This window comes from Vogesella margarita (assembly GCF_028548475.1).
Classification (GTDB): Bacteria; Pseudomonadota; Gammaproteobacteria; order Burkholderiales; family Chromobacteriaceae; genus Vogesella; species Vogesella margarita.
Genome location: NZ_JAQQLE010000010.1, coordinates 107569 through 123916 on the forward strand (window position 1 = coordinate 107569; position 16348 = coordinate 123916).

The 16348-nt window shown below is 65.8% G+C and carries 18 protein-coding genes; 5 read left to right on the forward strand and 13 right to left on the reverse strand.

Features of this window, described 5'->3' with window-relative positions; genetic code table 11:
* The 6 genes from PQU96_RS11715 to pepP form a co-directional block, all read right to left on the reverse strand.
* Entirely contained in the window at positions 1 to 420 is a 420-nt protein-coding gene (locus PQU96_RS11715; protein WP_272772538.1) for a type IV pilin protein, read from the reverse strand.
* A gap of 255 nt (positions 421 to 675) precedes the next feature.
* Positions 676 to 903 carry a hypothetical protein gene (locus PQU96_RS11720; RefSeq protein ID WP_272772539.1) on the reverse strand — a complete coding sequence of 76 codons (228 nt, stop codon included), beginning with the start codon at positions 901 to 903 and terminating at the stop codon, positions 676 to 678.
* Positions 904 to 912: 9 nt separating this feature from the next.
* Complete coding sequence (locus tag PQU96_RS11725) at positions 913 to 1665, reverse strand: DsbC family protein (RefSeq protein WP_272772540.1); 753 nt, start codon at positions 1663 to 1665, stop codon at positions 913 to 915.
* Positions 1666 to 1683: 18 nt separating this feature from the next.
* Positions 1684 to 2838, reverse strand: a complete 1155-nt coding sequence (locus tag PQU96_RS11730; RefSeq protein ID WP_272772541.1) for a UbiH/UbiF family hydroxylase — start codon at positions 2836 to 2838, stop codon at positions 1684 to 1686.
* A 53-nt stretch (positions 2839 to 2891) separates the two neighbouring features.
* Positions 2892 to 4058 carry an FAD-dependent oxidoreductase gene (locus tag PQU96_RS11735; protein ID WP_272772543.1) on the reverse strand — a complete coding sequence of 389 codons (1167 nt, stop codon included), beginning with the start codon at positions 4056 to 4058 and terminating at the stop codon, positions 2892 to 2894.
* 35 nt (positions 4059 to 4093) lie between these two features.
* Complete coding sequence (gene pepP / locus PQU96_RS11740; protein WP_272772544.1) at positions 4094 to 5389, reverse strand: Xaa-Pro aminopeptidase; 1296 nt, start codon at positions 5387 to 5389, stop codon at positions 4094 to 4096.
* Positions 5390 to 5510: 121 nt separating this feature from the next.
* Here pepP and PQU96_RS11745 point away from each other — a divergent pair, with 121 nt between their 5' ends.
* Together PQU96_RS11745 and PQU96_RS11750 are read left to right on the forward strand one after the other, a co-directional pair.
* The gene (locus PQU96_RS11745) at positions 5511 to 6122 is read left to right on the forward strand and encodes a class I SAM-dependent methyltransferase (protein ID WP_272772546.1); all 612 of its coding nucleotides are present in this window, start codon (positions 5511 to 5513) and stop codon (positions 6120 to 6122) included.
* Between the two features lie 8 nt (positions 6123 to 6130).
* The gene (locus PQU96_RS11750; protein WP_272772547.1) at positions 6131 to 7279 is read left to right on the forward strand and encodes a GNAT family N-acetyltransferase; all 1149 of its coding nucleotides are present in this window, start codon (positions 6131 to 6133) and stop codon (positions 7277 to 7279) included.
* Between the two features lie 98 nt (positions 7280 to 7377).
* On the opposite strand, the gene PQU96_RS11755 is transcribed toward PQU96_RS11750, so the two are convergent.
* From PQU96_RS11755 to PQU96_RS11780, 6 genes are all read right to left on the reverse strand, one after another.
* Positions 7378 to 8340, reverse strand: a complete 963-nt coding sequence (locus tag PQU96_RS11755; RefSeq protein WP_272772548.1) for a PA2778 family cysteine peptidase — start codon at positions 8338 to 8340, stop codon at positions 7378 to 7380.
* A gap of 11 nt (positions 8341 to 8351) precedes the next feature.
* Positions 8352 to 8747, reverse strand: a complete 396-nt coding sequence (locus tag PQU96_RS11760; protein WP_272772549.1) for a PA2779 family protein — start codon at positions 8745 to 8747, stop codon at positions 8352 to 8354.
* A 257-nt stretch (positions 8748 to 9004) separates the two neighbouring features.
* Positions 9005 to 9898: an amino acid ABC transporter substrate-binding protein gene (locus PQU96_RS11765; RefSeq protein WP_272772551.1), complete on the reverse strand. Its 894-nt coding sequence runs from the start codon at positions 9896 to 9898 to the stop codon at positions 9005 to 9007.
* 364 nt (positions 9899 to 10262) lie between these two features.
* On the reverse strand, positions 10263 to 12266 hold the full coding sequence (locus PQU96_RS11770) for a helicase-related protein (protein ID WP_272772552.1): 2004 nt from the start codon (positions 12264 to 12266) through the stop codon (positions 10263 to 10265).
* A gap of 123 nt (positions 12267 to 12389) precedes the next feature.
* On the reverse strand, positions 12390 to 13058 hold the full coding sequence (locus PQU96_RS11775) for a UPF0149 family protein (protein ID WP_373316294.1): 669 nt from the start codon (positions 13056 to 13058) through the stop codon (positions 12390 to 12392).
* Between the two features lie 128 nt (positions 13059 to 13186).
* Positions 13187 to 13381, reverse strand: coding sequence for a (2Fe-2S)-binding protein (locus PQU96_RS11780; protein WP_272772555.1), 195 nt, complete (start codon positions 13379 to 13381; stop codon positions 13187 to 13189).
* An 88-nt stretch (positions 13382 to 13469) separates the two neighbouring features.
* Here PQU96_RS11780 and PQU96_RS11785 point away from each other — a divergent pair, with 88 nt between their 5' ends.
* From PQU96_RS11785 to mnmA, 3 genes are read left to right on the forward strand one after another with little or no spacing between them, the layout of a single operon-like run.
* Positions 13470 to 13931: an NUDIX hydrolase gene (locus PQU96_RS11785; RefSeq protein WP_272772557.1), complete on the forward strand. Its 462-nt coding sequence runs from the start codon at positions 13470 to 13472 to the stop codon at positions 13929 to 13931.
* Positions 13932 to 13935: 4 nt separating this feature from the next.
* Entirely contained in the window at positions 13936 to 14487 is a 552-nt protein-coding gene (locus PQU96_RS11790) for a hypothetical protein (protein ID WP_272772559.1), read from the forward strand.
* Positions 14475 to 15560 (forward strand): tRNA 2-thiouridine(34) synthase MnmA, encoded by a 1086-nt coding sequence (mnmA, locus tag PQU96_RS11795; protein ID WP_373316296.1) that lies wholly within the window; start codon positions 14475 to 14477, stop codon positions 15558 to 15560. Before PQU96_RS11790 ends, mnmA begins: the two co-directional genes overlap by 13 nt.
* 194 nt (positions 15561 to 15754) lie before the next feature.
* Here the strand turns inward: mnmA and PQU96_RS11800 are convergent, their stop codons facing one another.
* The gene (locus PQU96_RS11800) at positions 15755 to 16300 is read right to left on the reverse strand and encodes an NADPH-dependent FMN reductase (RefSeq protein WP_272772562.1); all 546 of its coding nucleotides are present in this window, start codon (positions 16298 to 16300) and stop codon (positions 15755 to 15757) included.
* Positions 16301 to 16348: the final 48 nt, after the last annotated feature.

Consider the following 16348-nt stretch of genomic DNA (forward strand, 5'->3'; position numbering starts at 1 on the left):
TCATTTGCTCCAGCACGCGCTTGGCGTGGTGGTGATGCTGCCCGCCGCCTGCTGCAGCTGGATCGCGGTACAGCCGGTATCCGATGCCTGCGATTTGCCGGACACCGCCGTGGCCGTCACCACATAGCCGGTGGCGGTGGCACTACCGACGGCAATGGTGTAATAGCCGCTCTCGGTCGTCGCCGGCATGCCGATATCGGTCAGCGAGCCGTATGTGGTGTTATTGCCGCGATACTTCTCCTGCGCAAACTGGACCGCCCGAATCGCCACCGTCGCATCGGTGCGCCGGCTTTTCTGGATATAAGCGGAGTAAGCCGGCATCGCAATCGCCGCCAGGATGCCGACAACCGCCACCACCAGCAGCAATTCAATCAGGGTAAAACCTTTACTTGTTGCCATCGATTTTTTTATAAACGTCATAAATTGCGCTCAATTCCGGTTGGGTGCCAGGCGTCACGCCGCAGAAAGTGATAACAGCAATTGAAATTTCTATAAAACAGCTTTAAAAACAATGCACTCACTGCAGCAGTGTAATGAATTTTGCCAGCTTGGGCGCAAAACAGCAGCAAAAATGCGCGGTCACGACCGAAAACCAGCCAACGGTGCTGAGCTTACCAACAGAGCATAGCGGACTTATGCACCCAAGGCCCGCTCTCGCCCTTGTCGCTACTGTTTTCAGCCTAGTTGTCCCGCCATCGTTGTCAACGATGATTTAAAAGCCAACACGCTGGTGCTACAAATAGCAACAAGCCAGTCAGGATAATTAATACGCATAAATCGGGATGCAATATTCCACTCATGCACAGTTAATGCATTTGAGATAAACAACACCCAAACAAAAAGGGAAAGCCTTGCCGTACGGTCAACCACCGCGCCGGCAAACACCTTCCCGTCTTCGTTCAAGCAGCCTGCTTATTTTGCCGCCAGATGTCGCTCGATCTCTGCCAGCGGAATGGCACCGGCCACCAGTTCACCGCTCGGGAACACCAGCGCCGGGGTACCGCTGATGCCCAAGCGCTCGCCCAGCGCCGCGATTTCGGCCAGCGGCGTCGCGCACTTGTCGCTGCCGCCCGGCGCCTTGCCCTCGCGCATGAAGCCCAGCCAACTGCCAGCGCGATCACCGCTGCACCATATCTGACGCGCTTTGCGTGGCGCGTCCGGGTGCAGCTGTGCCAGCGGATAGAGGAAGGTATACACGGTCACGTTGTCCAGCTGGCTCAGCGATTCGCGCTCCAGCTTCTTGCAGAACGGGCAGTCCGGATCGGAGAACACCACCAGCTTGCGCTCGCCCTTGCCGCGCACTTCCTTGATCGCCTTGTCCAGCGGCAGCTTGGCCCAGTCAACGGTAACCTTGTTCAGCTCTGCCAGGCGCTCTTCGGTCACGCTGGTGCGGGTCTTGGTGTCGATCAGGTCGCCAGTGATCAGGTGGTCCACCTTGGCGTCGGTGTACACCACGCTGTACTGTGCGCGCCCCTGCTGCTTCATCTTCACCACCACCTCGAACAGCCCCGCCACCGGCGCCGGCTGCACGCTACTGACTTCGTGCTGCGGAAACTTGCTCTTGAAGGCGGCGCGCACCTGGTCCGGTGTCTCGGCGGAGGCGGAGCAGGCCAGCAGCGGCAGTATCAGGGTGGCAAGGGCAAAACGGCGCATAGGCAGCATCATGATTGTGCTTTCTTCTGGTTAAAAACCCACCGCGTGGCGGGCCAGTTGTTTTTTGATCAGGGGCAGGCGGTTGGTCAGGTTAAGGCCGGCGTTGCGCAGCCAGGCAAGACCGGGCGCCTGCTTGGCGTGGAATAGCTGGAACAGCGCGTCGCAGGTCAGCTGCATGGTTCTGACCGCTTCCTTGCGCGTTCGTTCGTAGCGGCGCAGCGTCAGCCATTCGCCGCAATCGCGGGTGCCAGCCAGCACTGCGGCCAACCTTGCCGCATCCTGGAAGCCGAGGTTGACGCCCTGCCCCGCCAGCGGGTGCACAGTGTGGGCAGCGTCGCCGACCAGCGCCACCCGCTCCGCGATCACGTTGTCCGGCGTGATCAGGCGCAGCGGAAAGGCCGCCGCCGGCGACAGCAGCGTCAGCTCGCCCAGTGCATGTTCACCCGCCTCTGCCACCACCGCCGCCAGACGTGCGTCATCCAGCACCAGCAACGGCTCCGGCTGGCTGGTCGACCACACCATCGAGATGCGGTTGCCCGGCATCGGCAGCCAGGCGAGGATGCCGTCACCGAGGAACCACTGCCGCGCGATATTGCCGTGCGGCCGCTCGCAAGTAAAGTTGGCCACCACGCCGCTGTGGCCGTAGGGCTTGATGCTGGCGGCGATACCGCTCTGCTGCCGCACCCAGGAATTGGCGCCGTCGGCGCCGACGATCAGCTGCGCCTGCAGCTCGCGACCGTCGTCGAGCACGATGGCCGCCTCGCGTGCGCCGTGGCGCAACAGCTGCGGCCGCACCCCGCTCAGCAATTCGACACCGCTGTCCCGCTGCAGCTTCTGCCAGATCGTGGCCAGCAACCAGCGGTTTTCCGCGATCCATGCCAGCGCCTCGGCGCCGGCATCGGCGGCGGAAAAGGCGATCTGGCCGCCCTGGTCGCCACGGACATCCATGCTGGCGATCACACCCAGACGCGAGGCGTCCGGCCACGCGCCCAGCTGCTGCAAGAAGGCGCGGTTGGCAGGGCTGACCGCGTAGATGCGCGCGTCCCAGCCCTCTTCCAGCGCGTCAAAGCGCTCGGCCAGGCCTTCGACCAGCGCCACCCGCTTGCCCTGCTTATCCAGCGCCAGGGCCAGCGCGGCGCCGACCAGCCCGCCGCCTACCACGATTACGTCAAACTTGTCCGACATGTTTCTCTTTCTTTGTGTCCGGCGTCCGATGCCTGCGGCCAACGTTGGCCGCATCAGACGCCGACACCGAATACCAGATGTCCGGCAAACGCCTTGCGCAGCGGCGGTACCGCGTCGATGGCGCTCATGCCCAGCCCGCGCAGCGCCTTCACCGTGATGCCCTGGCCGTCGAACAGGCGCACCAGGCCATGGGTAAAGCCGACCACCGCGTGGCTATCGACGCGGCGCGCGGCGCCGTAGCGGCGCAGCAGCGCGGCATCGCCCGGGTCGGCCGCGCCTTGCAGCACGTCGACCAACCCCACCGCGTCGCGCAGGCCGAGGTTGAAACCCTGTGCCGCCACCGGGTGCATGGTCTGTGCCGCGTTGCCTATCATCACCACGCGGCCGCTGTGCACGCTGTTGAGCTGGCGTAACGCCAGCGGAAATACCGCGCGCTCACCGACGCTGACGAACTTGCCCAGCCGCTCGCCGAAGGCCTGCTGCAGCTCGGCCAGCAGCACGCTGCCGTCGGCGGCGTGCAGTCGCGCCGCCTCTTCGTGGCTGCGCGTCCACACCAGCATCATCTGCTCTCCGTGCGGCAGCAGCGCGAACGGCCCCTGCGCCGAGAAGCGCTCGTACGCGATATTGCGATGCGGCTGGCTGGCCTCGACCATCGCCAGCACCGCGCTTTGCTGGTAGTCGTGCACATGGCGCCGGATGCCGGGCAACGACTCCGCCAGCGCACCGCCCTCGGCCAGCACCAGCAGCCGGCAGGTCAGCAGATGCTGCTGCTCGTTCAGCGTCAGCGTCACGCTGGCGTAGCGTGCCAGCGACGCAACCTTGCTCACCCGCGCCTGCCACAGCACGCGCACGCCGGCCTGCTCCAGCTCCGTCGCCAGCGCCTCGGTCAGCGCCGGGTAATCCACCACCGCGCCCAGGTGCGGCAGGCCCAGATCCTGCTTTGTCAGCACGGCGCGGCCGAAGCCACCCTGTTGCGACACGTGCACGCTGTCGATCACCGTCGCCGGCAGCGTGTCCGGCCAGGCGCCGGCGGCGGCCAACTGCTGGCGGCTGTACCACGACAGCGCCAGCGCACGCGCATCGCGCAGCGGCGCATCCTTGGCCCGCGCCTCGATCAGCGTCACGTCACGACCGGCCTGTGCCAGCCGCAATGCCGCCAGCGCGCCAACCGGCCCGCCGCCGACGATGACAATCTCACTATGTTCGGGTACGCCTTGCATGCTCGTTCCGCCTCTCGCGGCGGCCTCGTTCAGAGTCAATGTTGTTTCATCAGCGCTTCGATGTCGTCGATGCGCTTCGGTACGTCGTCGGTGTACACCTGGTGGCCGTCGTCGGTCACCAGCACGTTGTCTTCAATGCGGATGCCGATATTGTGGAACGCCACCGGCACGCGGTCGTCCGGGCGGATGTACAGCCCCGGCTCGATGGTGGTGCACATGCCGCTCTGGAAGCTGCGCCACTGCCCGCCCGGGCGGCGGGCGCCGACATCGTGCACGTCCAGCCCGATGAAATGGCCGATGCCGTGCATGTAGAAACGGCGGTAGTCGCCGGATTCGATCACACCGTCCACGCTGCCGGCCAGCAGTTTCAGGTCCAGCATACCCTGCACCAGCACCCGCAACGCGGCGTCGGCCGGCGCGTCCAGCCGCGCACCGGGCTGCACCGCGGCAATCGCCGCCAGCTGCGCCGCCAGCACCACCTCGTACACGTCGCGCTGCGCGCCGCTGAAACGGCCATTGACCGGGAAGGTGCGGGTGATGTCTCCAGCGTAGCCGTTGAACTCGCAGCCGGCATCGATCAACAGCAGCTCACCGTCGTTGAGTCTGGCATTGTTGGCCGCATAGTGCAGCGTGCAGGCGTTGGCACCGCCGGCGACGATGCTCTCGTACGCCGGCTGCCGAGCGCCGTGGCGCACGAAGTGATGCAGCAGCTCGGCCTCGATCTGGTACTCCATCATGCCGGGGCGGCAGGCCTGCATCGCGCGGACGTGCGCTTCGGCAGAAATGCGGCCGGCCTGTTGTAACACGGCGATTTCGCGCTCGTCTTTGATCAGGCGCATCTCGTCGATCAGTGCCAACAGGTCGCCATACTGCTGCGGCGCGTCCTTGCCGACACGCGCCTGCTGCCGTGCCTGCTGCAGATAGCCGGCGATGCGCGCATCCCAGCCATTGTCGCGCCCCACCGCCCAATACAGCGCAGGGTGGTCGGCCAGCAGCGGCGGCAGGCGTTGATCCAGCTCGCTGATGCTGTACGCCTCGTCAAAGCCGAACGCCTCCGCCGCCGCGGCCGGGCCGTAGCGGAAACCGTCCCAGATCTCGCTGTCCGGATTCTTGTCGCGACAGAACAGCAGCGCTTTGCCGGCCTTGCCGTCCAGCACCAGCACCGCCTCCGGCTCGGCAAAGCCGGTCAGGTACAGGAAATGGCTGTCGCCACGGTAGGGATAGTGGGCGTCGGCGTTGCGGATCACTTCCGGCGCGGTGGGCAGGATGGCGATGGCGTCGCCCAGTTGCGCCAGCAGGCGCTGGCGGCGGTGTTGAAAGCTGACATGCATGACGACTGCGTCCGGCAAGGTGGAAATCGCGCTAGTTTAGCAGAACAGGCGCACCACGCCTGCCCACCGCCACTGCGGCAACGCTTACAATTGGCCATCCCCACCGCCCCGTTAGCCCGCCATGCCTACCGACCCCCACATCAGCCAGCGCACGCTGGAACACTACCAGCGCAACGCCGACGAGTTCTGGCAAGGCACCCGCGACCACGACGTCAGCCAGAACATCGCCAGCCTGCTGCGCCACCTGCCGCCGGCGCCACAGACCATCCTCGACTTCGGCTGCGGCCCGGGCCGCGACCTGAAGACCCTGCGCGAGCTTGGCCACCTGGCGATCGGGCTCGACGGCGCGGCGCGCTTTGTCGCGATGGCACGCGAATACAGCGGCTGCGAGGTGTGGCAGCAGGATTTCCTGCAGCTGCAACTGCCGGCGGCGCACTTCGACGGCGTGTTCGCCAATGCCGCGCTGTTCCACATCCCCGGCACCGAGCTACCGCGGGTGCTGGCGCAGTTGTTCGCCACCCTCAAGCCCGGCGGCGTGCTGTTCTGCTCCAACCCACGTGGCAACGGCGAGGAAGGCTGGCAGGGCGAGCGCTACGGCTGCTGGCACAGTTGGCCGCAATGGCAGGCGCTGTTGCAAGCCGCCGGCTTTGTCCCGCTGGAACACTACTACCGCCCGCCGGGCCTGCCACGCGAGCAGCAACCGTGGCTGGCCAGCGTATGGCGCCGCCCCTGAGACCCGCGATGCACTGCCGCTTCCACACCGCCATCGACGACATTGCGGCCACCCTTTGGGACGCGCTCAACGTCACCGGCTCGCCCTTCCTCAGCCACGCCTTCCTGGCGGCGGCGGAGCGTCACGGCGCGGTGGCGCCGGCACTGGGCTGGCAGCCGGCGCACGTCACGCTGCACGCCGACGACGGCAGCCTGCTCGGCGCACAGCCGCTGTACCTGCGCACGCACTCGTTCGGCGACTTCTCGCACGACTGGGCGTGGGCCGATGCCTGCCAGCGTCTCGGCCGACGCTACTACCCGAAACTGGTATGTGGCATCCCCTACACCCCGGCCAGCGGCGCGCGGCAACTGATCCACCCCGACGCCGACCGCGCCGGCATCAGCCGCGCGCTGCTGCAGGCCAGCCTGCAGCTGGCTGCCGGCGAACAGGCGTCCTCGCTGCAATACCTGTATCTGGACGACGATGCCGCCCTGCGCGCGGCGCTGGCGAGCGAGGGCTTCCTGCTGCGTCGCGGCTGCCAGTTCCACTGGCACAACGCCGGCTACCGCGACTTCGACGACTTCCTCGCTGCCTTCAGTGCCGACAAGCGCAAGAAGGTGAAGCGCGAACGGCGCCGCGTCGCCGAGGCCGGCCTGCGCATCGAGGTCCGCCACGGCGAAGACATCGACGCCGCGCTGTGGCGGCAGATCTACCCGCACTACGTGTCGACCTTCCGCCGCTTCGGCAATCACCCGGCGTTCAGCCTCGGCTTCTTCCGCGAAGTTGGCCGCACGCTGGCGCGGCAGCTGGTGGTGTTTCTGGCGCGCGACGCCAGTGACATGGTAGTCGCCGCCGCCATCTGCTACCGCAGCGACGACACCCTGTACGGCCGCCATTGGGGCGCGGCGGCGGACTACCACAGCCTGCACTTTGCGCTGTGTTTCTACGAGGGCATCGCCTACTGCATCCGTGAAGGGCTGCAGCACTTCGAGCCTGGCGCCCAAGGCGAGCACAAGGTCAGCCGCGGCTTTGTGCCGCAGGCGACGTGGTCGGCGTTCCACATCGCCGACCCACGCCTGCGCGGCATGATCGGCGACTTCCTGCTGCGCGAACAGCAGGCGGTGGCGCAGTATCAGGACGAGATGGCGGAGCATTTGCCGTTCCGGCAGCAGGACTGAAGGTTGGCCGCAGTTGATCTAGCCACGTCCTGCGGCCACTGGCGGCGGGATGGAGGCAGCGGCACGAGTGTTGAAACCGAAGCGAGATCCCTGCCGCGTCAGGAACCGGACGGCCTTGCGACTTCGATATCTCGCAGCGTGTCCAGCAGCGTCGCGCGCAGCGGGCCGGCCAGTGCCAGGCCGTCTTCTGCCGCCTGCTTCGCCTCGGCGGCACGGCCCTGTTGCAGCAGGATGCGCGCCAGATTGTTGTAGGCGGCCGCCAGCCGGTGCGTTGTGGCGGCGTCACGGAACACCTGCGCCGCGGCCGGCAAATCGCCGTTGGCGTACAGCGCATTGCCCAGCCCCATCGCCAGCGTGGCGTTGTGCGGCCAACGTTGCAGCGCCGCGCGATAGGCGGTAACTGCCGCGGCCGGCTTGGCGTTGCGCTCGAAGGCCACCAGCGCCCGCGTCGCATCCGGCTCCGCGACACTCGCCGGCAGACGCCCCGGTGGCAGCGCGACGAAGGCCCAGTAGCCGCTGCGCTGCCAGGTATGGCCGAAGGTACGCAGCGTCATCTCCTGCCGCCGCATCGGCCCCGAGCGCAGCAGCAGCAGCTCCCGCTCAAGGTCGTAACCGACCACCACCGCGTAGTGCCAGGACGGCGCCCACGATAGCCCCAGGTTCTGCAGCACCACCACCGGATGCCCAGCGTCGATCTCCTGTTTCAGCGCCGCCAGCGTGCCCGGGATGACCATCGCCACCGCGCCCTGCCGCCGCGCGCCGCTCAGCATCTCGATCTGCAGCGTGCCCTCCCGCCCCGGCAGGAACACCTGCCCCACCAGCTGCGCCGGCGTGGTGGCCAGCCCGACGGCGGACAGGCTGGTCGCCAGCGCCGCCGGGCCGCAGAAATGGCTGGCGTCGGAAAAGAACGGGGTCTCGACCAGCTCGGCGCGGGTCGGCGCACCGGGCGCGAGCGCGACCGGCTGCAGCGGCGTGGCGCAGGCGGCCAGCAACAGCGCGCACAGCGCGGCGGGGAGCGCCCGCCGCAGCGCCCGCAACGGCCGGATCAGCGTTGTCAGCATCGGCTTGCCGCTCAGCGCACGGAGCGGGTGAACGGGAACACCTTGGTAAAGCCGAGAATGTCGGTGACCAGCAGCACGAAGAACACAAACAGGATGGCTTCAATGATGCCGCCGGCGGGTGCCTTGTCGATCTGGTCGGCAAGGTTGGCCGCTTCCTCGTCGGTCAGCGCGGCGACACGCTCCTGCGCGCTGGCCGGATCGATGCCCAGACGCTCCATTTCGCCACGCACATTGTCGCGGGCCAGCACCGCGGCCAGCCGCGCGTGGCCGGAGTCGGGCGCGCTGGTCACCGCCAGACGGGCGACTTCCTCGGTGCTGACCATGGCGGCGTGGGCGGACTGCAGCATGCTGAGGTTGAGCATGGAGCCGCAGAGGACAAGGGCGAGCGTGCGCTGAAAGCGTTTCATGATGTGTTCCTCATAACAGGATAAGAAGCAGAAAACGCCGCGTCGCATGCAGCAAACCATCGAGAGAGGACGAGCGTTGAGCCATTATAGACAGCGCATTGGCATGATCTGGCCTATTGCATGAGCGCTTGTCAACGCGGGCGTAGACGAAGCGGGACAGCCGCAAGGTTGGCCGCAAGCCGACACAAAACAAAACGCCCACCGGATGACTCCAGCGGACGTCTTGGCGGTGCATCTCAAGCGATTCCAGGCGCACCCTACTGCTCCGGCTGGTCGCTGAGCGCCTTGAGGTTGGCCTTGAGGCGATCGCTCATCGGCATGTTCAGCACCATGCCATTGGGCGGGATCGGCGACTCGAACCACTTCTGGTACAGCCGGCCAAATTCGCCGGACTGCATCAGCCGCGCGATGCTGCCGTCCACCAGTTTCTTGAACTCGGGATCATCCTTGCGCAGCATGCAGCCGTAGGGTTCGACCTGCAGTGTGTCGCCGACGACGCTCAGCGCGGCCGGATCCTTGGCGTTGGCGCGCAAGCCGAACAGCAGGATATCGTCGAGCGCCAGCGCGGCCGCGCTATTGTTTTCCAGCAGGGCCAGCGACTCGGCGTAATCCTTGGCCAGCACGAATTGCATGCCAAGATTGTGGTCGGCGCTGTACTTGCGCATGACTTTCTCGTTGGTACTACCCGCGGTAGTGGCAACCATTTGTCCGGCCAGATCGGCGTAATTCCGGACCTTGCTGCCGGTTTTCACCAGCAGGCGGGTGCCGGCATAAAAGTGGCTGACCGCGAAGGCGACGACCTTGCCGCGGGCGGCGTTATTGGTGGTGGAACCGCACTCCAGGTCATAGCTGCCGTTCACCAGCAAGGGAATGCGGTCTTGCGCGTTGACCGGCATATAGGCCACCACGAGACCCGGTCTGTTCAGCCTTGTCCGCACGTCGCCGACGATGGCCTCGGTCAGGTCGACCGCAAAGCCCATCGGCTTGTGCTGGGCGGGCCGGTAGCTGAACGGGACGGCCGCCTCGCGGTAGGCGACGGTGATCCTGTTCGTTTCAAGGATCTTGTCTAGGGTCTGCGCCTGGACGAAGGACGGCATGGCCGCCAGGCCGGCGATGAGCAGCGCAGCTGGCTTCAGATTCATGGTTTTCATGGAGTTTCCTTCAAACAAGCGGCCCGGACCCGTGGCCCATCGCGTCGACGCTGCCATCAGCAAAGCCGCCCGTTTGACAGCCGTGCCGTTGAGATCCTTGAAAAGGCATGTGAGGATAAGCGTCCGCACACCCCCGCGCACGACACGCATCCTGCCGCTACCCACAACCGGCCATGGATCGTGCTTCCTTAAACCTAGATGCCCGTCCGCAATGCGCCATGACGTACATCAAATGCCGGCACCCTGTTCACGCGTCACACCCGGACATCGCGCAGCTGGCCAAGGTTGGCCGCAAGCCGTCGCCGCAAAACAAAACGCCCACCGGATGACTCCGGCGGGCGTTTGGCGTTTCAGCGCGCAGACATCAAGTGCGCGGCTTGCGGCCAACCTTGGGCGGGCCACCGCGTTTGGGTGGTGTGATGTGGGTCGGCTTGTGCGCCGGCTTGCGCTGCTGGCGGTGGCGGGTGTTCTGCACCTGCAGCAAGGCGTCGATCTTCTCCGACGTCGACTGCATCAGGCTTTGCGCCAGCTCGCCGTGCGGGAAGGTCTCCGGCATGCGGTAGCCGAGCCAGGCGTAGGCGGAGTACAGCTTGCAGGTGTCCTCCAGGAACTGCAGCTCGTTGCGGCCGCCACGGCCTTCCATGCGCAGCAACGACGCCTGCTTGCCCCTGGCGCGGCACTCCGCCCAGTCCTGCAGCGCGTGCTCCAGCATCGCGATCTTGGTCGATACCGGGCACAGGCTGAACAGGAAGCGGTCTTCCAGCGGCAGTTGCAGCGTGTCCAGCCACTTGGCCTTCTCGATCTGGTCGCTGAGGTTGGCCGGCAGGAAGAATTCGTCGTGCACATTGATGTGCTTGGCGAACAGCTCCAGCAGCGCCTGCAGCCGCTCTTGGCCGCTGGCCTCGGCGATCTGCTGCAGGTAGGACAGGTTGGGCGCCACGTAGAAACCGGTGCTCGGCAGCGGCTCCAGCTTTTGCTGCAGCAGCGCGGCGATCACCTTGTGCGTCTTGCCGTCGAAGCCGGCGACGTAGCCGGTCTCGTGCTGGCCGAAGCGGCCGGCGCGGCCGGCGATCTGCTTGGCCAGCGCGGCGGCGATGGTGCCTTCGGCGTAGCCGTCCCACTTGCTGGAGGTGGTGAAGATCACGCGCCGCGCCGGGGTGTTCAGCCCCATGCCGATGGCGTCGGTGCCGACCACCACCTGCGTCTCGCCGTCGATAAAGCGCTCGGCCTGCGCCTGGCGCACTTCCGGCGACAGGTTGCCGTAGATCGCCGACACGTTCAGACCCTGGGCGATGGCCTGGTCGCGCCAGTTCAGCACCTCGCGGCGCGAGAAGGCGATCAGCACATCGCCCGGCTTCAGGTTTTTCAGGCTGCCGAGCGGCGCCTTTTCCATCTCCAGCGGCGACTTGCGTTGCAGCTCGCGGATTTCCAGCGTGCCGCCGACGCGCTTGACCAGCGACTGGATCGCCTCCTTCGCTTCCAGCGCACCGAGCAGGTACACCGTCTGCGCCGGCACGCCGCACACCGCCGCCGTCCACGCCGCGCCGCGATCCGGGTCGTCCAGCAGCTGGATTTCGTCGATCACCGCCACGTCCACCGCGCGGTTGGGATTGAGCATTTCCACGGTACTGGCCACGTGGCTGGCGTGCGGGTGCAGCTTGCGCTGCTCGCCGGTGATCAGGCTGACCGCGACGTTGGCATTCAGCAGGCGCTGGTAGTTTTCCATCGCCAGCAGCCGCAGCGGCGCGAGGTAGACGCCGGTCTTCGCCTGCGCCAGGTGTTCCATCGCGGCGTGGGTCTTGCCGGAGTTGGTCGGTCCCAGCACCGCGATGAAGTGGCGCTGCATGCCGGCAGCGAGGGTGAACGATTCCGGGTACAGCGACAGGTTGATGGCGTTGCGGGTCTTCTCCGCCTGGCTGGCGGCGGCACGGGTTGCCACCAGTGCCGCGATGCGGTCCAGCGCCAGTTCGCAGCGCAGCCGCGCCAGCTCGTACTTGGCCTGCAGCGCATTGAGCGCGCTTTGCGGATCGACGCTGTGCTCGCTGGCCAGCGTCATCACCTGGCCGGCGCAGCGCAGCAGCTGCGCCTCGAGCCGTTCGCGCGCCTCGTCGTTCCAGCGCAGCTGGACCAGCGCCAGCCGTTCGGCGGCGTCGAGCTTGCGCCACTTGCCGGTCTTACCGAGGAAGCCGGCGTCTGGCACCAGGTGGTAAGGCACGGTGCGCTTGCCGACCTTGATCTGCCCCTGTACCGAGACGGCGTAGCTGCCCTCGGTGGTCACCAGCGTGGCGTGGTATTGCTGCAGATAGGCGTTCAGCGCGCCGATGGCGTCTTCGGACGCGGTGTCGGGGGCAATCGTGGGTTCGGTCATGGGTATCCGTCAGGGAAAAACAGCGTGGCATGGCGCCGGATGGCAAGGGAGGGACAGGCGCACCGCAAACAAAAACCGCCTGCGGGCTGCGCGCAGTCCGTCAGGCGGCGTATTCCGGCGCGATCAGTTCTGGCCGCAGCAGGCCTTGTACTTCTTGCCGCTGCCGCACGGGCACGGATCGTTGCGGCCAACCTTGTCGCCTTCGCGACGCAGGGTCACCGGCGCCTGCTCCTTGGCACGCCAGTAGGCATACACCGCCAGCACGGCTTCGTCCAGCTCACTCTTGAAGCTTTCCAGTTCCGCAGCGGTGAATTCCATCATCGCCGGCTCGTCACCGTCGGCATCGAACATGCCACCCAGCGCCATGACCGGCATCAGCAGCTCTTCGAAGCCTTCGTCGTCGGCGGCCTCGAACCAGTCGGTCGGCACCACGTCCAGCGCGTACATGAAGGCATTGCACCACGGGCGGAAGTCCGGCGCCTCGCCCTCTTCCTCGCTGTACAGCGTCAGTTCCGGCAGGTCGCCGTCGGCCAGCGCCTCGGCGGCGGCATCGTAATACTTCTGCAGCAGGGCCTTGATCTCGGCTTCGCTGTCGGCGCTCTCAAAGGCCGGTGCATCGCCCAGCACGTCCTGCAGCCAGTCGTCGATGGTGAGCTTGTCCGGGCCGCACGCCAGCGCGCAGAAGAAGCCCTGCACCTCGTCCGGGCGCATGGTGGTGCCGGCCTGGGACAGCGGGGTCAGCAGCGTTTCCAGACGCTCCAGATCAACTTCATTGAAATCGGTCATGTTCATTCTCCGTAAGGGTTGGCGCGCATTGTACGCGTGTTCCCCAGTACTGGCAGCAGGCGTGCTGTTTTCAGGATAGCAAAAAGCCCGTCAGGTGCTTGACGGGCTGTGGCGACTGCGGGAGATTGCCGGACTCAGGCGGCGGCCAGTTCCGGCTCGCTGATCTGCAGCAGCGTCTGTTTGCGGATCTGGTTGGTCTGGCAGGCACAGCTGCCGCACTCGGTAGCAACCTTCAGTTCGCGCGCCAGATCGCTCATGCGCGTGGCACCATTGCAAACGGCGGCGCGGATATCGCGATCGGTTACTCCGTGGCAAAGGCAGACGTACATGGCATGAATCCTGAATAAGAATTGATCTTGATATCCATACTAGAAGACAATGATAACGATTGTCAATTGACAGGAAAGCAAATCCGCAATGAGCAGCACGCAATGGAAACCGAATACCACAGTCGCCGCCATCATCGAGCGCGACGGCCGCTTCCTGATGGTGCGCGAGCAGACCGATGACGGCATCCGCCTCAACCAGCCTGCCGGCCATCTGGAGCATGGCGAAACCCTGCTGCAGGCAGTGGTGCGCGAAGCACGCGAGGAAACCGCCTACGACTTCACGCCGCAGGCGCTGGTCGGCATCTATCTGGCAGACAAGGCCGGCAGCGACATCACCTATCTGCGCTTCGCCTTCAGCGGCGACGTCGGCACCCACGATCCGGCACAACAGCTGGACGACGGCATTCTCGGGGCCGAATGGCTGAGTGCGGACGAGATCATGGCCAGCGTGGAACTATGGCGCAGCCCGCTGGTGGGGCGTTGCCTGCAGGACTATCTTGCCGGCCAGCGAGCCAGCCTGGCCTTGATCCACCACCACTTGCCGGACTGATCCGATGGCGAGCGTCCTGCGCTGGCTGCCGATTGCGCTGCTTGCGACACTGCCGGCCGTGGCCGCCGCTGCGGAGGTGCTGCCGCTCTGTTACCATTACGGCTGCGATCGCACGCAGCGCATTGAAGTGGACGATTCTGCCCTGATCTGGTTCCGACAGCGGCTGGATGCTGCTGCCGACGCCGACGCCGAACGCGCGGCGCTGCAGGACATCGTGTTGTCCTATTACCAGCGCGCGGCGCGCGAGGCACCGATCGCCAGCGACCGGGGCGGCAATCACGAGGACGCGGCCAACGTTGGCCGCATGGATTGCCTCGATCACAGCCACAATGTGCTGGTGCTGCTGCAACTACTGGCCGGCAACGGCTGGCTGCAACACCACCGGCTGCTCGGTCAGGTGCATCGCGCACCGCTGCTGTTCGACCATCACGCCGCTGTGGCCGTACGCGACGAGACATCCGGCCGGGACTGGGCGATCGACAGCTGGTTTCGGGATTTCGGGGCACCGCCGGTGGTGGTGCCTCTTGCTATTTGGAAGGAAGGATTTTCTCCGTGACGGGTAAAAAACGTATTGTCGTCGGCATGTCCGGCGGCGTGGATTCGTCGGTCACTGCCTGGCTGCTGAAGCAGCAGGGGCACGAGGTGATCGGCGTGTTCATGCAGAACTGGGAAGACGACAACGACGACGAATACTGCTCCATCAAGCAGGACGCGCTGGACGCGATGAGCGTGGCCGACATCGTCGGCATCGACATGGAGATCGTCAACTTCGCCAAGGAATACAAGGACCGCGTGTTCTCGTACTTCCTCAAGGAATACTCCGCCGGCCGCACGCCGAACCCGGACGTGCTGTGCAATGCCGAGATCAAGTTCAAGGCCTTTCTCGACTACGCAATGGAGCTGGGTGCCGACTGCATCGCCACCGGCCACTACGCGCGCAAGCTCGAACGGGACGGCGTGCACTACCTGATGAAGGGTGTCGACCACACCAAGGACCAGAGCTACTTCCTGTACCGCCTGCAGCAGCACCAGCTGGCGAAAGCCCTGTTTCCGCTGGGCGACATCCGCAAGACCGAGGTACGCCGCCTGGCCGAGGAAGCCGGGCTGCCGACCGCGGCGAAGAAGGACTCCACCGGCATCTGCTTCATCGGCGAACGTCCGTTCCGCGAGTTCCTGCAACGCTACCTGCCGACCAAGCCGGGCGAGATGATCACCCCGGACGGCAAGGTGGTCGGCGAACATGTCGGGCTGATGTTCTACACCCTCGGCCAGCGCAAGGGCCTGAATATCGGCGGCAGCAAGGACGGCAACGGCGAGCCGTGGTTCGTCGGCGGCAAGGATATTCCGGGCAACAAGCTGATCGTGGTGCAGGGCCACGACCACCCGCTGCTGCTGAAGTCGACACTGGCGATGGACGACCTGTCGTGGACGCTGCCGCAGGCACCGACCGCCGGCGACTACGCCGCCAAGAACCGCTACCGCATGGCCGATGCACCGTGCAGCCTGTCGCCCGTCGTCGACGGACGCGCCACCCTCACCTTCCGCGACAAGCAGTGGGCGGTCACCCCCGGCCAGTCGGCGGTGCTGTACGACGGCGATATCTGCCTGGGCGGCGGCATCATCCAGTAAGCGCCACTAACCCCCCCTGATCCTGCGTTGCGCCTCCCTGCCGTACGGCGTGTACTGTCTGCGTCGGCGCGCCTTGGCTCAGGTGCTCTGCGAGGTTTTGTTAGCGGCTCTAAGCCCTACCCTGCGGCCAACGTTGGCCACAACGACGACACCCCGCCGCGGCGGGGTGTTTTGCTTTTGTCCCGTCGCGTGACTCAGCCTTTCAGCTGCAGATGCCATGCCTGCAAGGCCGCCAGCTGCAGACGGATCTTCTCCTGGATCGCGGCGTCCACCAGGTTGCCGTCGCCGTCAAAGGAGGCGCTGAACGCGTTGGCGAAGACCTCCGGCTGGTTCAGGATGTGCAGGTTGAGGAACACGCCGCTCTGGCGCAGGTGGTGCTGCGCGCGCGAGCTGCCCATGCCCCCGGCCGCACCCATGATCGCCGCCGGCTTGCCGCTGAGCAGCGCGTTACCTGGCTCACGCGACGCCCAGTCCAGCGCGTTTTTCAGCGCCGGCGCCATCGAGTAGTTGTACTCCGGGCACACCAGCAGCAAGGCGTCGGCGTCGGCAAACTGCTGCAACAGCGTCACCACGGCCGCCGGCTTGACCGTGATGTCGGCATTGTAGAACGGCACCTCCGACAGATCCGCGACCGCGATCTGCATGCCTGCGGGTGCATTGGCCACCGCATAACGCATCAGGCCCTTGTTGGTGGATTTCTGGCGCAAACTGCCGCATACGGCAAGAACATTGAGGCTCATCGGCTTACTCCCCGGCAAGAACTGGACATGGTTTTACCGGTATAGGAG

Coding starts and splice junctions, on each gene's coding strand:
- PQU96_RS11715 (WP_272772538.1), bottom strand. CDS start 420: ATGACGTTTATAAAAAAATCGATGGCAACAAGTAAAGGTTTTACCCTG.
- PQU96_RS11725 (WP_272772540.1), bottom strand. CDS start 1,665: ATGATGCTGCCTATGCGCCGTTTTGCCCTTGCCACCCTGATACTGCCG.
- PQU96_RS11730 (WP_272772541.1), bottom strand. CDS start 2,838: ATGTCGGACAAGTTTGACGTAATCGTGGTAGGCGGCGGGCTGGTCGGC.
- PQU96_RS11735 (WP_272772543.1), bottom strand. CDS start 4,058: ATGCAAGGCGTACCCGAACATAGTGAGATTGTCATCGTCGGCGGCGGG.
- pepP (WP_272772544.1), bottom strand. CDS start 5,389: ATGCATGTCAGCTTTCAACACCGCCGCCAGCGCCTGCTGGCGCAACTG.
- PQU96_RS11745 (WP_272772546.1), top strand. CDS start 5,511: ATGCCTACCGACCCCCACATCAGCCAGCGCACGCTGGAACACTACCAG.
- PQU96_RS11750 (WP_272772547.1), top strand. CDS start 6,131: ATGCACTGCCGCTTCCACACCGCCATCGACGACATTGCGGCCACCCTT.
- PQU96_RS11755 (WP_272772548.1), bottom strand. CDS start 8,340: ATGCTGACAACGCTGATCCGGCCGTTGCGGGCGCTGCGGCGGGCGCTC.
- PQU96_RS11760 (WP_272772549.1), bottom strand. CDS start 8,747: ATGAAACGCTTTCAGCGCACGCTCGCCCTTGTCCTCTGCGGCTCCATG.
- PQU96_RS11765 (WP_272772551.1), bottom strand. CDS start 9,898: ATGAAAACCATGAATCTGAAGCCAGCTGCGCTGCTCATCGCCGGCCTG.
- PQU96_RS11770 (WP_272772552.1), bottom strand. CDS start 12,266: ATGACCGAACCCACGATTGCCCCCGACACCGCGTCCGAAGACGCCATC.
- PQU96_RS11775 (WP_373316294.1), bottom strand. CDS start 13,058: ATGAACATGACCGATTTCAATGAAGTTGATCTGGAGCGTCTGGAAACG.
- PQU96_RS11780 (WP_272772555.1), bottom strand. CDS start 13,381: ATGTACGTCTGCCTTTGCCACGGAGTAACCGATCGCGATATCCGCGCC.
- PQU96_RS11785 (WP_272772557.1), top strand. CDS start 13,470: ATGAGCAGCACGCAATGGAAACCGAATACCACAGTCGCCGCCATCATC.
- PQU96_RS11790 (WP_272772559.1), top strand. CDS start 13,936: ATGGCGAGCGTCCTGCGCTGGCTGCCGATTGCGCTGCTTGCGACACTG.
- PQU96_RS11800 (WP_272772562.1), bottom strand. CDS start 16,300: ATGAGCCTCAATGTTCTTGCCGTATGCGGCAGTTTGCGCCAGAAATCC.